This is a genomic window from Rahnella victoriana (assembly GCF_004330295.1).
GTDB lineage: Bacteria > Pseudomonadota > Gammaproteobacteria > Enterobacterales > Enterobacteriaceae > Rahnella > Rahnella victoriana.
In genome coordinates this window covers 152,752-166,598 of the sequence record NZ_SJOJ01000005.1, presented here as the reverse complement: position 1 = coordinate 166,598, position 13,847 = coordinate 152,752, and the positions used below count along the sequence as shown (strand labels likewise).

The following is a 13,847-nucleotide window of genomic DNA, read 5'->3' as shown; positions in this document are numbered from 1 at the left end:
GTTCTTGTAAAAATAAAAAATAGAAACAGTGTCGCGTCCTCAAAAAATTCTATGGGAATGCGTTATGTCCTTTACTGGCAGGGGAAACGTCGCGGAGTCTTGCGCGCCGGATGTAAGAAAGATTTTTACCGTTTCATCACTGGCGCTGGCCATTCTTGTGGTGATGAATCCCGCTTACGCGGCTGAACCCAGCACGACGGCAAACACCGCCACGTCCGGCGAATCGCAGGATATGGTGATCGAAGGCACGGCGACGGCGGCCAGCAGTGACGCGCAGGATTACGCGGTCAAAACCACCACCGCAGGCACCAAAATGAACCTGACGCCGCGCGACATTCCGCAGTCAGTCAGCGTGATCACCCGACAGCGTATGCAGGATCAGGATCTGCAATCGGTCGGCGATGTGCTCGACAACACCACGGGCATCTCCACGGAAGTGATCGACAGCGAACGCGTGTCCTATTTCTCCCGTGGTTTTTACATCAACAATTACACCTACGACGATATTCCTTCCTCGGTCAGCGACACCTGGAACTTTGGCGATGCCGCAGAAGACACGGCGATTTATGACCGTATCGAAGTGGTGCGTGGCGCAACCGGTCTGATGACCGGCGCAGGCAACCCGGCGGCGTCGGTGAACATGGTGCGTAAGCACGCCGACAGCAAGGAATTCACCGGCAACATCAGCGCCAGCTATGGCAGCTGGAACAAGCAACGTTATGTGCTGGATGCCTCCGGCCCGCTGAATCAGGAAGGGTCGGTGCGCGGACGGGTGGTGGCGGGCTATCAGGATCAGGACAGCTGGCTGGATCGTTATCACAAGCGTAAAAAATTCTTCTACGGCGTTGTCGATGCCGATGTGACTGACAACACCACGGTGTCCCTCGGTTACGATTATCAGGAAAACAATACAGGCAACCCGACCTGGGGCGGCCTGCCGACCTGGTACACCGACGGTTCGCGAACCCATTACGACCGCAGCACCAACACCTCCGCCGACTGGACGAATTACGCCATTCAGTCACGCAAGGTTTTCGCCAACGTAAAACACGACTTTGATAACGGCTGGACATGGCGCGTCAACGGCACGCATGGCGAGCAGACCTTCAACGATAAACTGCTGTATCTGATGGATTTCCCGGATCACGCCACCGGCGAAGGGCTGAGCGGTTTTGGCAGTAAAGACCGTGGCACGCGCAAAGTGGATTCCGTGGATACCTATGCCACCGGGCCGTTTGAACTGTTTGGCCGTCAGCATCAGATGGTCGCCGGTCTCAGCTACAGCCGCCAGCATAACCAGACGTACAGCGCGGATGGCTCCATTGACAGCGATACCCTTGGCAGCTTTGGCAACAGCTGGGACGGCAGCGTCAGCGAGCCGGAGTGGGGCGACTGGTACCTGAACGCCGACGATATAGTTCGCCAGAAAGCCGGCTATTTCGCCACCCGTTTCTCGCTGGCAGATCCGCTTTCGCTGATCCTTGGGGCACGTTACACCGAATGGACCAGCAACGGCAGCAGCGGCAATATGCAGAAGAACAACGTGACGCCGTACGGCGGGCTGGTGTATGACATCAACGACACCTGGTCGGCTTACGCCAGCTACACCTCCATCTTCCAGCCGCAGACTGACCGCGATATCAACGGCCATTATCTGTCACCGACCACCGGCAAAAACTACGAAACCGGCCTGAAATCGGCGTGGATGGATGGCCGTCTTAACGCCTCGCTGGCGGTGTTCCGCATCGAGCAGGATAATGTCGCGCAGGCCGATGGCAGCAATTTCGTCAACGGTTCCAGCGAGCAGGCCTACGTCGCGGCAAATGGCACGGTGAGCAAAGGGGCCGAGTTTGAGGTGAGCGGCGCGGTGACCGACAATCTGCAAATGACCTTCGGCGCAACGCGTTATGTGGCGAAAGACGACACCGGCAGCCGCCTGAACAGCAACATGCCACAGACCCAGCTGAAACTCTTCAGCCGTTACCAGTTGCCGATGTTGCCGGATCTGACGGTCGGCGGTGGCGTGAACTGGCAAAACCGCACCTTCCAGAACGCGACCGGCCCGGATGGGGAGACTCATCGCGTATCACAGGGCAGCACGGCGATTGTCGATCTGTTCACCCGCTATCAGGTGACCAAACAGTTGTCGGTTCAGGCCAACATCAACAACCTGTTTGACCGCACCTACTATTCATGGCTCAGCGATTACGCCGTTTACGGCGAACCGCGCAGTGTTTCGGTCAGCGCGAATTACGCGTTCTGATGTGAAAGGTGTTCCTTAACAGAGAACAGGGGAGGTTTTCCCCTGTTCTTTTCATACCCTCAGCTTCCCCAGCGGCTTTTCAGATAACGCACGGCATCCTGCGTCTGGGGCTGATTGAGGTAGTTTTCGCGGAACAAAATCGTGCCATTAATTTGCGGCACGGATTCATTCATATCGAGCTGCTTTTTCAGCTCCGGCACACCGCCGCTGACTATCCAGTCAGGTTCACTTTTTGACGGTTCACCCACTTTATACAGCGCCACGCCGATATAAAGCCGCGTGTGAGTGGGCTTCACCACATCGGCCCACCAGTGAGCCAGCACGTCATACCGCGCCGCCTTGCGGGCGAACGGCCAGTAAAGCTGTGGCGCAATATAATCCAGCAACCCTTTTTGCACCCACAGACGGGTATCCGCGTAGGCTTCGTCATACGCCGCCGCGCCGGACGTTTGTGAACCGGCCGGATCGTGCGACATGTTGCGCCAGACGCCTGCCGGACTGACACCAAACTCCACCTCGGGTTTCAGCTGTTTGATGGTGCGCGATACCTGCTCGATCAGCAACTGGGTGTTATGCCGCCGCCAGTCCGCTTTCGACGCAAACCCTTGTCCGTATTGTTTAAACGTCAGGCTGTCGTTAAGCGCGGAACCGGCCGTCTCGGAATAGAAGTAATCATCGAACTGCACGCCATCCACCGGATAACGCGACACCACTTCCGCCACGATGCTGGTGATCCAGTCGCGTGCTTCGGGAATGCCCGGATCAAGCACGTAACGATCGCCCGCCGTGCGGATCCAGTCACGGTGCAGGACAAACACACTGGCCGGGTTCAGCGACAATGTCTGGTTCAGTTCAGCCACAGTGGAAGGTTTGGTGTTAACAGACACGCGGTAGGGGTTAAACCACGCATGCACTTTGATGCCGCGCTTGTGCGCTTCATCGAGCATAAACTGCAACGGATCGTAACCCGGATCCTGGCCGATTTTGCCGGTCAGCATATCTGACCAGGGCAGAATTTTCGAAGGCCAGAAGGCAGTGCCGTCCGGCTTCACCTGGAAGAATACGGTGTTGATACCGAGACTTTTCAGTTTATCCAGTGTGTCAGTCATGGCCTGTTTCTGCTGACTGATCCGGCTTGCCGCATTGCTGGTATTGACCGAAGACACCGGTGGCCAGTCGAGGCGGGAAACGGTCGCCAGCCAGACGCCGCGTACGGGTTCATGGGGTTGAGCCGGTTTCGGCGGCAGCGGATTTTTGGCCACCGGCGGCAACGGTGTCACCAGTGATTTTGGCGGTGTGGAAGAACAGCTTGCCAGCAGCAACGCCATGCCAGCCAATGCGCCAGTCTTTTTAAGTGTCCATACAGGGGAAAAGCGTCGGGAAGAGGCGATGATAAACTCCGGTGATCTCTGGTGGGCGCGCGAAAAGAAACATTTTCTGATTATCCGGCGCAAAGTCAATCACTTCGGCGTTTAAGGCAGCCAGCATCATTATTAAAAAGCAAATGCGCACTATATTAGCGTTCATCATCCGGTGACATTTACAGCATGAACGCTGATACAGTAGAATTTTGGACCGGCCCGAAAAACAGCAGAGTTATTATGTTTACCTACGCGCAGCACCAAGAATTAATTAACTGCTTTAATCATCTCTTAGAATACAGAACGCATCCCATTTACCTGAAACATCAGCTGGAAGCGCAAAGAAAGGGCGATGAACATTTCGCTGACAATAAATATTTATCTGGAAATCTGGCTACCTGTTCGTTAATGCAAGGTGATCATATCGTCTCTAACGGGCTTATCGCTGCCAGTATTAACTTTGCCAGTGAAATGAGAAATGCGCAGCGAAATGCTTACTTTGACGGAAATATCATCCCAAGTAATATTGCTTCGCTGATAGGAACCGGCGAACCGTCGGCCAAATTGTGGCATGAAGAAACAGACAAGATCTGGGTTTCTGAACCTTATCCAAACTCTCACTTTTACGCGGTGGACATCCGTTATCCCGGTCAGCCAGATCGTGTTCATGATGGTGAGCGAATTTTGGTTAATGTTTTTCAAGAGTTACTTGATAACCGACACCTTAATTTTAACACTGTTATTATGATTACTGAGAGAATTCCCTGCGAAAGTTGTACCGGAATTATCAGTGATTTTTTATCTAAGAATAAAAACGTTAAAATGTTACTGGCATACTGGTTTTCCACCGGAAGCAATGCAACGGCTCGTGGATTTGATGAGTTCGCCAGCCAGCTAAAAATGAATAGCGAGGTTGTGGAGAATATCAGGATCCAGCAAATCATCGAACTGGGAGAAAATCAGTTAAACGTGATTAACAGGAAAATTTAAGACACAAATAAAAACCACTCAAGTCAGAGGAAGCAGAGGGTACTAGGGTGGTTATTAGTACGATCGTTAATTTAACATAATCATGATTATGCGCACCGATATTGTTACTCCAAAACGCTAATGTCGTACGCAACAACTGGCACTTGAAAAGCAGGATGAACAGGAAGCAGAGGGACAGCGGTCGAGAAGTAAAAAAATGCCTCGCAGGCGGGCTCAAGAACGCGCACTTGAGGAACTGAGGGCAATGAATCCAGTGTTGGTCAACCCTGAAGACTTTGTTCCCAGCCTGAAACGTTGACATCTTTCCCCTGCCCGCTTGCGGTTGGCAACGATAAAAAGGTGAATACATGAGTGGTCAGAAACCGGTAATGCTGCTGCGTGACCAGTTGCGTGCGGAGCTCATCGAAGCCTACATACTCGTGACATCTCGCTCGCGGACGCTGCGGGGTCAATGGAAGTGAGCCGCCGTCAGTGCCGCCGTCTGGTTAAGCGGTATCTCGAAGATGGTCCTGAAGGACTGATTAACCGGCGCCGAGGCAGGCCCAGCAACTATCAACTGAATGACGACCTGAAGACCCAGGTTGTGAAGCTGATTCGCACCCGTTGCCGTGGCATGAGTCCAACCGGCGCATGGCGGTTACTGAGCTCAGGCTTTGGACTGAGCATTTCAAAAGAAACCGTCAGGAAACTGATGATTGCCGAGAGTACCTGGGTAGCCCGCCCGAAAGAAAAGCTCTGAACAGCCTGACTCACTCATGTCACAGATGACACTTTAACTTAGCTATAAAGACGACATCTTAATAATGGATAGACATAGACTTCAGAGGCTAAGCTAAGGTGTCTGTTATAAGCTCAGCTGACATGACCGATTGCCGGTAATCCGAGGCAGTTGTTGAAAAACGCCTGCTGCGTCGCAACGGCAAGCCACTTGCATGCCTATGCTATACAGCGGTTATTCCACGAATCTTTAAATATAATATTGCCTTCGCAACACTTCCAGGTAATAACTTCATAGCGCATTTGGATTGTTTCAAAATGCGTACCCGTCTGACCACCTTGATAAAGGTTCGGTGTAATTGAGGTTATTTTTACATTTTCCAGTATTATATTAAAATATTCGGATTCAATGCCTGCATCTAAGATCTGATACATCTTAAATGTTGCGGATTTCAGGGTAAGCCCCTGGCTCATTCCTTTGTATAAAAGCGGTGTAACCTTATCAAATTCCTTTTGAAAGGATAAAGGAGAATGGACCCGCGTTCCCGTTAATCGTCCCGTATTTGAGTCGGTTGGGATCTGTACATTATGAGTCAGCGACTTTAATTCTATGGCACCGACTCGACCAGAAACTAAAGATCCACCTATAACGGGGGAACCATTTTCATCAGTTAACCATAAATATGCTGGGTTTGACATATTACATCCTTATAAATTAAGTTACTCCAATAAACTACATCGGGAAAAATTTGTCTAATAATTTTCCCAGAAGATAGATACAGACGGCAAGCGTACATATAGAAAGCAGTCTCACTGTCCATGTGTCGAAGTGGAAAATGAAATATATTCCTAACCAGACAGCAACCGCGCCTATCAGCGCACCCAATGTCCCCTTAATGACGCCCATGATAACCACTCACTTTCGATTCAACACGTTCCAAGATATTATTAAATGCAGGCATTCCCTGCTGTTGCCTTACAGTTAACGCCTCAACAAATGGTTTAAGTGCAGGTTCAAACATAAAGTAAAGTAAGTCATAATCTTTTCCGCGCAACGCCTGATATAATTCAGGTTCGTCTATGCTAAGCTGCTCCGATGTTCTTATACAGCGTTCCTTCATTCCTCCTATAAGCAAAATGTTACCTACAATTCCCCCGCGCAGAGCGACTGCCCAGCCAGCCCGCTGTGCAATTGCCTTGGCAATCGTTGATGAAATAACAGAGTTGGTAACGGTGCGACCTATTATTGAGAATGAGCCACGGCTATATACCTTGTTTTGTTGGCTTTCTGACGCATAATGATCAAACTTAGCTAAAACAATCTCTATCGCATCCAGGATTCTGTCGTAATTAAGAATTCCGTTTTTTATTGCCTGCGTTATTCTGATTGTTTCAGTTTCGTGAGAGTAATATGAATCGGTGTTAAATACGCCATACGCCATATATCCCAGATCGACAGGCACGGAGAGCGCACCGTTAACAAAACCTAATACTGAGTCAGGTGAAATAATGACATCGGCAATGCGTGTGGCGATTTCCTCATAATTGCTCATGCTAATTCCTTTTATTAGCCAGTTCCCGGCGTGTGAGTATACTCCCCCTCTTTGGCGGTGGATATATTAAGCATAGGCTTGATGTTTAGACATGCCTCCCTTTCCCCACTCTATGAGGCGCTGTGATTTTCCCGGCGGCCTTGCTCGCCGGTGAGATTCTGGTTTATGGGCAGACTGGGACAGACAGAAATGATGGAGGCTCAGCTAAATGCCCCACGGAGATGAATATCTTTGCCAGACCTGTTTATGGCGTACTCCCTCCGGTAGCCATAAACGTACCGCTATAAGGTATCGGCAGATAATCATGGAAAATCTGTTTCAGGGTGTCTTCCGGTTCGATATCCGCAAACAAATCGGGGTAAAGGGTTTTGGCCATAAACTCTGTCGCCGCAACATGCCACGGGCTGAGATAGAAATTCTGCCATAAAATGCCGGTGCGGCCATTATGTAACGCTTTCAGTTCACGCAGTCCGTTCTGTCTGGCGGTTAACTCACGCAGGCTTTGCAGCGCCATGTCGGGCGTGATGGCCGGGCCGAGTTTCAAATCATTCTGATCCTCAGCCGCGCCCGCGCCGGTGGCGATATATACATCGGGCTGCGCCATGATCACCATTTCCTCATTCAGCCTTCCGAAAACACCCTGCACCGTTTTGCTGGCGATGTTATCTCCTCCGGCAAAGCTCAGCAGTTCGCCCAGACTTCCCTTCACCGCCGTCACGCAGCATTCATTGCGGCGACCCAGATGTAACTGAAGCAGCACGGTCGGCTTTGGCCCCCGGTACGCGGCCAGACGATCATGAATGACCTGCATATGTGTATCATAAAACTGATTGAAAGCCTGCGCCCGCGCGGTCTGGTTAAGCACTTCACCGAGGATAGCCACACTGCGCGTGGTGTTTTTCAGCAGATGAACACGCAGATCAATTTTCACCACCGGAATATGCGCCGCGTCGAGCATCGCTTTCAGCCGTAAATCGGCATCGTCGTAGCGCGCAAGGCTCGGCAGAATGACCAGATCCGGTTTGAGCGCCAGCACCTTCTCCGGATTCATATCATTTGTTCCGCCCAGCCCCAGCGACGGGATCGCCAGCATATCAGGGAATTTCTGCGCAAATATTTGCCAGATCTGACTGTCGTATTTCTTCAGATCGAGCGGCCAGCCGACAATCCGCCGGACAGGATCGCCCGGCTCCAGCATCGCCAGTGTGTAGAGCATGCGGCTTTCGCCCAGCACGATGCGCTGCGGATTATCAGGAATATCAACCTGATTGCCGTCGATATCGGTAACCGTCCGCGCCTGCGCGTTCAGGCTCAACAGCGCCAGAAACAGCATCAGCAGCATGCCCCTTACCGCGTTCAGCCTGCATCCCTGACGCAGGCCGGAAATACGTTTCAGATTAGAATTCAACACTTGCCTGTACCATCAGATTACGGGTTTCACCTTCACGGACACGCAGATTGCCGCCGCTTGAGGTGTAATAATGTTTGTTAAACAGGTTATTCAGGTTCAGTTTCAGCTGCGTTTTTTCACCGAACAGGCGGTTATTCCACGCCACAAAACTGTCGGCCACGACATAATCCGGCAGGGTAAAACTGTTCTCCGGATCCCCTGCCCGCGTGCCGATATACCGTGCTCCCCCGCCGATACGAAAATCTCCCGGCAGGCCGTTAACGGTCAGGTTATGACTCAGATAAAGCGCACCGGAATGGCGCGGCGCGTTTTGCAGGCGGTTACCGTTATTGGCGGAATTCACACCGTCATCGACAATTTCTGCTTTGTCATAGCTGTAATTCGCGCTGACATCCCAGTCGGGCAGGATCTCGCCGTTGAGTTCGAATTCAGCACCGCTGGAGCGCGCTTTATCAATGGCTCGGGTTTCACCGTTAATGCTGAGCGACATATCCCGCTCATCAATGCGATACAGCGCCACACTGGCAAACATACGCGGCGTGATCTGCCATTTGCTGCCCACTTCCCAGGTGGTGCCCTGCTCCGGATTGCCGACGTTACCGTCATCATCGACATCGGTGGACGGCGTAAAGGATTTACTGACGCTGCTGTACAGCGAGACATCAGGCGTAACTTTATAGATCAGACCGGCCTGAGGCAGAAACTTATTGCCTTCGGAATCCATGGTCTGAACAACCGGATCAAACCCTTTTGAAGCACGTTGCTCATAATGCTGATAACGCCCCCCGACGACGGCGATCCAGTCGGAGGTCAGTGAGATGCTGTCTTTGGCATACACCGAACGGCTGTGGATACGGTTGAGGTTATTGCCGTTGGCGGTATTTTCCGTGCTGCTGTCCACCACCGGCGAGAGAATGTCATATTGCGGATTATTGTAGTTAAAGCTGCTGTCCGACTTCCCCTGATACTGATGGGCGCGATAGGTCTGGTTCATCTCATAATCGGTGCCGAGCACGATATCGTGATTCATGCCCAGAATGTCCTGCGACCCCAGCAGATCCCAGGAAACATATTTGGTTTTATGATTAAAGCCCCGGTTGGCATCCGCGCGACGCGTCACAGCGCCAGTGGTGGTGTTCACTGCCGTCACCCGCACTTCATCATTGTTGTAACGACGCTGATTCCAGCCCAGCGTGAGACGGGTGCTCCAGTCGTCGCTGAACTGCCAGTCATAATGCGCGTTGAGCGTTTTATTATGACCCCAGGCACGGTTGGACTTGTCATCCAGCCGGTCTTTATAGCCGATATCGATCGGTTTACCGTTAATAAAGGCAGTGCCGCGATCATAAGGAATGTCGTAGCGGTAATCCGAATAGCTGATCAGGAAGCTGGCTTTTTCGCCATACCATTGCAGGGACGGCGAAATTAACGTGTGTTTGTCACTGCCGAAATTGCGCCAGTAATCCTGATCCTGTTTCTCGGCGATCATACGGAATGCAAATCCATTCCCCAGCGGACCGGTCACGTCCACGGTCCCTGCTCCGCCACCTTCACTGGCGTAGCGCCCGCTGACTTTGGTGTGCCAGTCGTATTGCGGTTTTTTGCTGACCAGATTGATCACGCCGCCGGGGTTCTGGATGCCGTACAGCAGCGAGGCGGACCCTTTCAGCACTTCCACCCGTTCTGTCGTGGCATCGAAATTCAGCCCCTGACTGCTGCGCACGCCGTCGCGATAAATGGAACCGTCAGAGTTGGAACCAAAACCGCGACGGACAAAGCCATCTTCCGTGCCTGCCAGCGTGTTGCCTTCGCTGACACCGCTGACAAAGCGCATCGCGTCTGAAAGGCTGGTGGCCTGATAATCGTCCAGCTGTTGTTGGGTCACGACGCTGACCGACTGCGCTTCGTTAAGCCGCGGTGTCGGGGTTTTACTGGCGACTGAACTGGTGCCTGCGCTGTATCCCTGATCGTTTTGTTCCTGTTCCTGCCCGGTAATGGTCAGGGTATCGCCATCCCCGGCGGAATACCCGGTCTTCGGCGACAGCATCGCCACACCACAGAGAGCCGCAAGTATCGCCGGATGGTGTTTTCTTTTAAAAGCCAACTGCCTGTTATTATTCATTTCATTCAACCTGGTGTGAAATATGACATCTTTTGCAGTGAAGAACATCTGGCGACTGTCTCGCGCCTTAATGCAATTGATTATCATTCCATCACGCAAGCATGTAGTAGTAAATCATATCTTCATGATTTTCACTACACGCCAGCCGGACGGACCTTGCCAAAATCACACAGCCCACCAAATAATTACCCTTTCATTTTTAATGAGATATCCCGAAAACCCTTCTCAAGCCTTTCGACCTGCGCCTGAATAACCCTGCAAAATGAATTTTTTCTTCCCGAAAAACACTACATTGCTAATATAGCCCACAACTTAAATCCGTTAATTTCTCCCGGTTAAACGCTTAACACGCAAAGGAGCAAGATCATTCAATGGCTGCCATTCCACTTAAAAAGCGTATTGATGTTTTTGGGGAACGCTATCGTGCGCGGATATCCACCCTGCCGCCCGGCCTGCAAACCGTCGCCTCCTATATTCAGAACAACCGTGAATCAGCACTGGACGCGACCGCGATGGAAATCGCCGCCGCCACGGAGGTCTCCGACGCCACCGTCATCCGCGCCGTTCAGGCATTAGGTTTTGCCGGTTTACGTGACATGAAAAAAACGCTGGAAGCCTGGTTTGGTACGGCGGTCAATTCGGAAGAGAAGATGATCACCACCGTCAGCGAGCTGGCCTGTGATATTGATTCCGGGATCAATTTCGTGCTCGACGGGCATAAACGCGCCTGCGATGCGTTATCGGAGCCACACAACCGGCAGGCCATTTCTCAGGCCGTGGCATTGCTGATAGGCGCGCGGCAGGTGGCGCTGTTTGGCCTGAATGCGTCGGGTATTCTTGCCGATTACAGCGCCCGCCTTTTTAGCCGGATTGGCATCCCTTCCCTGTCACTTAACCGTTCCGGGATTGCGCTGGCCGAACAACTGATCTGCCTGCAACGTGGGGATGTGCTGATTATGATGGCGCAAAAAAGCGCCCATCGGGAGGGAAAAACCACCCTGCAGGAGGCGAAGCGTCTGGGTATTCCGGTCATTTTGCTGACCAATGCGCCTGACTCCTATTTTGCCAAAGAAGCCGCGCTGGTCATCAATGTGCCACGCGGAGGAGAAAACGGCAGGATGCCGCTGCATGGCACGGTTCTGGTTTGTCTGGAAATGCTGATCCTCTCCGTGGCGTCCGCCACCGCATCGCGCACCATGAAAACCATGAAACGTATTCAGGATTTGAATCAGTCTCTGAAACATGCCGGTAAATTGGGGAAATAGCCTGGGGATATAAAGAAGGCCGGTCATCAGACCGGCCTTCGTGTGACTCATTTGTCTAAACGCGCATCGTGCAAAATCAGGCTTCGGTGGCCTTTTCCTGCTCAGTCTTTACCTGCGCATTTGCCAGCATTCTGCGTACCGGAATGATCAGCACAAACAGCACCGCCGCACAGATCAGCAACGCGATGGAACAGCGCGCGAACAGATTTGGCAGCATATCCAGCTGATCGGCTTTGACGTGTCCGCCAATCAAACCGGCGGCCAGATTACCCAGCGCGCTGGCACAGAACCACAGCCCCATCATCTGGCCGCGCATTCTTTCCGGCGCCAGCAGCGTCATGGTCGCCAGACCAATCGGGCTGAGGCACAGTTCGCCCAGAGTCAGCATCAGGATACTGCCCACCAGCCACAGAGGTGAAACCCCTGCGCCGCCATTGTTCAGCACATTCTGCGCCGCCAGCATCATGATCCCAAAGCCCGCCGCCGCGCATAAAATGCCGATGACAAACTTAGTGATACTTCCCGGACGCACATTGTTCTGCGCCAGTCGCGGCCACGCCCAGCTGAAGACCGGAGCCAGCAGGATAATAAACAGCGCATTGATCGACTGGAACCACACGGCTGGGATTTCAAAATCGCCGATCATGCGGTTGGTATAGTCGTTGGCGAACAGGTTGAACGAGGTCGGTTTCTGCTCAAACGCAGACCAGAAGAAGGCCGCAGACACCAGCAGAATAAAGCACACCAGCAGGCGGGCGCGTTCTTTGCGGTTCAGCCCGGCGAACACAAACAGATAGATGAAATAAAGCGCAACGGACGCCGCGATCACATACACCAGCACGCTGGCCACCGCGACCGGATTGATCACAATGATGCCCTGCGCGATCAGCGTCACGATCACCGCCACGCCTGCCGCCAGCGCCAGCAACCAGCCGCCGACACCGTTTTTCTTCGCCACCGGACTGTTCCAGGTGGAATCCAGCCCCACTTCGCTGTCATAGCGTTTCATGGCCGGAACGGCATACAGACGGAAGATAATCAGCGCCACCAGCATCCCGATACCGCCGATACCAAAGCCCCAGTGCCAGCCGTGGGTTTTGATCAGCCAGCCGGAAATCAGCGGCGCGATGAAAGATCCCATATTGATGCCCATGTAGAACAGCGAGAAACCGCCGTCACGACGTGCATCACCTTTCTTATACAGCGTACCGACCATCACGGAGATACAGGTTTTGAACAGGCCGGAACCGAGGACAATAAACATCAGGCCGATGAAGAACAGGCTGTCTCCCATGAATGCCGACAGCGCAATCGACAGGTGGCCAAGGGCGATGAGGATCGACCCGTACCAGACCGCCTTTTGCTGCCCCAGCCAGTTATCCGCCAGCCAGCCGCCCGGCAGCGCCGCCAGATACATACAGCCGGCAAAGATACCGACGATAGCCGAGGCGTTTTCGCGCGCCAGTCCCATACCGCCGTCGTACACCGTCGCTGCCATAAACAGGATCAGTAAAGGACGGATGCCGTAAAACGAGAACCGCTCCCACATCTCAGTGAAGAACAGTGAACCCAGCGGATAGGGATGGCCGAAGAAAGTCCGGCTTTCGTTTTTATTAACAGAGGAATGCATAAAATCTCCAGAGAAAGTCTGTCGGAATCGTTGTGAATACGCTTGCCCGGCGGCTGTCGTGCAGCCGCTCTTTAACATTCAGCGGTTATTATTTGATTGCTGAATACTGGTATTGTCTGGTATTAACCGCAGAAGTTTTAGAGGAAAAGTCGAGGAATGTCTACTTTTACAGATTTTATCGCGGAGATTTTGAAATGATTGTTACAAGTTTCCGTCGCCACCGCAGCGGGTTTCGGGCGTTTTTAATACGTTGATACCTCATATATCAAAATCGTGTAACCTGCCCGCTCCGGCGGAAGGAAAAGCATCAAAGGTGCCGCTGATATAAACGCCTTCTCTGAAAATAACCACGTCATCCACCCTGACCGGGTGCTGACACTGGGCACAGACAATGGAATGGACGATATCGGCAAGCGGGGTATTGGCTGCCGCAACAAAACGATCAGACCCGCATTGTTCGCAAACAATTTTAATATCCGGCATGTGACGCGCTCTGCATAAGATGAAATGAATCCTTAAAATATAGCACAATTGG

At 52.4% G+C, this 13,847-nt stretch carries 12 protein-coding genes and 1 pseudogene; 6 read left to right on the top strand and 7 right to left on the bottom strand.

The genetic code is table 11. The features are described from left to right. Positions 1 to 64 precede the first annotated feature (64 nt). The gene (gene fhuE / locus EYY67_RS06175; RefSeq protein ID WP_131693080.1) at positions 65 to 2,263 is read left to right on the top strand and encodes a ferric-rhodotorulic acid/ferric-coprogen receptor FhuE; all 2,199 of its coding nucleotides are present in this window, start codon (positions 65 to 67) and stop codon (positions 2,261 to 2,263) included. Positions 2,264 to 2,322: 59 nt separating this feature from the next. Here the strand turns inward: fhuE and EYY67_RS06170 are convergent, their stop codons facing one another. Further along, entirely contained in the window at positions 2,323 to 3,591 is a 1,269-nt protein-coding gene (locus tag EYY67_RS06170; RefSeq protein ID WP_131693079.1) for a glycoside hydrolase family 10-like protein, read from the bottom strand. Here EYY67_RS06170 and EYY67_RS24470 point away from each other — a divergent pair. The 4 genes and pseudogenes from EYY67_RS24470 to EYY67_RS06160 all read left to right on the top strand — a co-directional run bounded on the left by EYY67_RS24470 (position 3,590) and on the right by EYY67_RS06160 (position 5,353). Next, the gene (locus tag EYY67_RS24470) at positions 3,590 to 3,739 is read left to right on the top strand and encodes a hypothetical protein (protein ID WP_162928610.1); all 150 of its coding nucleotides are present in this window, start codon (positions 3,590 to 3,592) and stop codon (positions 3,737 to 3,739) included. The two genes, EYY67_RS06170 and EYY67_RS24470, sit on opposite strands and share 2 nt — an antisense overlap. Before the next feature lie 71 nt (positions 3,740 to 3,810). Further along, positions 3,811 to 4,614 carry a deaminase domain-containing protein gene (locus EYY67_RS06165; RefSeq protein ID WP_119824362.1) on the top strand — a complete coding sequence of 268 codons (804 nt, stop codon included), beginning with the start codon at positions 3,811 to 3,813 and terminating at the stop codon, positions 4,612 to 4,614. Positions 4,615 to 4,747: 133 nt separating this feature from the next. Continuing rightward, positions 4,748 to 4,912, top strand: a pseudogene (locus EYY67_RS24675) (ISNCY family transposase); the annotation flags it as partial. A 126-nt stretch (positions 4,913 to 5,038) separates the two neighbouring features. Then, complete coding sequence (locus tag EYY67_RS06160) at positions 5,039 to 5,353, top strand: helix-turn-helix domain-containing protein (RefSeq protein ID WP_278248205.1); 315 nt, start codon at positions 5,039 to 5,041, stop codon at positions 5,351 to 5,353. Between the two features lie 197 nt (positions 5,354 to 5,550). Here the strand turns inward: EYY67_RS06160 and EYY67_RS06155 are convergent, their stop codons facing one another. The 4 genes from EYY67_RS06155 to EYY67_RS06140 all read right to left on the bottom strand — a co-directional run bounded on the left by EYY67_RS06155 (position 5,551) and on the right by EYY67_RS06140 (position 10,417). Then, complete coding sequence (locus tag EYY67_RS06155; protein ID WP_131693077.1) at positions 5,551 to 6,030, bottom strand: Hcp family type VI secretion system effector; 480 nt, start codon at positions 6,028 to 6,030, stop codon at positions 5,551 to 5,553. Positions 6,031 to 6,224: 194 nt separating this feature from the next. Next, positions 6,225 to 6,884: a hypothetical protein gene (locus EYY67_RS06150; protein WP_131693076.1), complete on the bottom strand. Its 660-nt coding sequence runs from the start codon at positions 6,882 to 6,884 to the stop codon at positions 6,225 to 6,227. A 244-nt stretch (positions 6,885 to 7,128) separates the two neighbouring features. Beyond that, the gene (locus tag EYY67_RS06145) at positions 7,129 to 8,226 is read right to left on the bottom strand and encodes an ABC transporter substrate-binding protein (protein WP_131693113.1); all 1,098 of its coding nucleotides are present in this window, start codon (positions 8,224 to 8,226) and stop codon (positions 7,129 to 7,131) included. 55 nt (positions 8,227 to 8,281) lie between these two features. Beyond that, positions 8,282 to 10,417, bottom strand: a complete 2,136-nt coding sequence (locus tag EYY67_RS06140) for a TonB-dependent siderophore receptor (protein ID WP_131693075.1) — start codon at positions 10,415 to 10,417, stop codon at positions 8,282 to 8,284. Positions 10,418 to 10,788: 371 nt separating this feature from the next. On the opposite strand from EYY67_RS06140, the gene EYY67_RS06135 reads away from it, so the two are divergent. Beyond that, positions 10,789 to 11,682, top strand: a complete 894-nt coding sequence (locus EYY67_RS06135) for a MurR/RpiR family transcriptional regulator (RefSeq protein WP_131693074.1) — start codon at positions 10,789 to 10,791, stop codon at positions 11,680 to 11,682. A 76-nt stretch (positions 11,683 to 11,758) separates the two neighbouring features. Here EYY67_RS06135 and EYY67_RS06130 read toward each other — a convergent pair whose 3' ends face one another. Together EYY67_RS06130 and EYY67_RS06125 are read right to left on the bottom strand one after the other, a co-directional pair. Further along, positions 11,759 to 13,312 carry a peptide MFS transporter gene (locus tag EYY67_RS06130; RefSeq protein ID WP_095925713.1) on the bottom strand — a complete coding sequence of 518 codons (1,554 nt, stop codon included), beginning with the start codon at positions 13,310 to 13,312 and terminating at the stop codon, positions 11,759 to 11,761. Positions 13,313 to 13,570: 258 nt separating this feature from the next. Continuing rightward, positions 13,571 to 13,795, bottom strand: a complete 225-nt coding sequence (locus tag EYY67_RS06125; protein WP_131693073.1) for a hypothetical protein — start codon at positions 13,793 to 13,795, stop codon at positions 13,571 to 13,573. Between the last annotated feature and the right edge of the window lie 52 nt (positions 13,796 to 13,847).

Excerpts from the sequence above, each read along its gene's own strand:
- fhuE (WP_131693080.1), top strand. The coding sequence starts at position 65 with ATGTCCTTTACTGGCAGGGGAAACGTCGCGGAGTCTTGCGCGCCGGAT.
- EYY67_RS24470 (WP_162928610.1), top strand. The coding sequence starts at position 3,590 with ATGCCAGCCAATGCGCCAGTCTTTTTAAGTGTCCATACAGGGGAAAAG.
- EYY67_RS06170 (WP_131693079.1), bottom strand. The coding sequence starts at position 3,591 with ATGGCGTTGCTGCTGGCAAGCTGTTCTTCCACACCGCCAAAATCACTG.
- EYY67_RS06165 (WP_119824362.1), top strand. The coding sequence starts at position 3,811 with ATGAACGCTGATACAGTAGAATTTTGGACCGGCCCGAAAAACAGCAGA.
- EYY67_RS06155 (WP_131693077.1), bottom strand. The coding sequence starts at position 6,030 with ATGTCAAACCCAGCATATTTATGGTTAACTGATGAAAATGGTTCCCCC.
- EYY67_RS06150 (WP_131693076.1), bottom strand. The coding sequence starts at position 6,884 with ATGAGCAATTATGAGGAAATCGCCACACGCATTGCCGATGTCATTATT.
- EYY67_RS06145 (WP_131693113.1), bottom strand. The coding sequence starts at position 8,226 with ATGCTGCTGATGCTGTTTCTGGCGCTGTTGAGCCTGAACGCGCAGGCG.
- EYY67_RS06140 (WP_131693075.1), bottom strand. The coding sequence starts at position 10,417 with ATGAATAATAACAGGCAGTTGGCTTTTAAAAGAAAACACCATCCGGCG.
- EYY67_RS06135 (WP_131693074.1), top strand. The coding sequence starts at position 10,789 with ATGGCTGCCATTCCACTTAAAAAGCGTATTGATGTTTTTGGGGAACGC.
- EYY67_RS06130 (WP_095925713.1), bottom strand. The coding sequence starts at position 13,312 with ATGCATTCCTCTGTTAATAAAAACGAAAGCCGGACTTTCTTCGGCCAT.
- EYY67_RS06125 (WP_131693073.1), bottom strand. The coding sequence starts at position 13,795 with ATGCCGGATATTAAAATTGTTTGCGAACAATGCGGGTCTGATCGTTTT.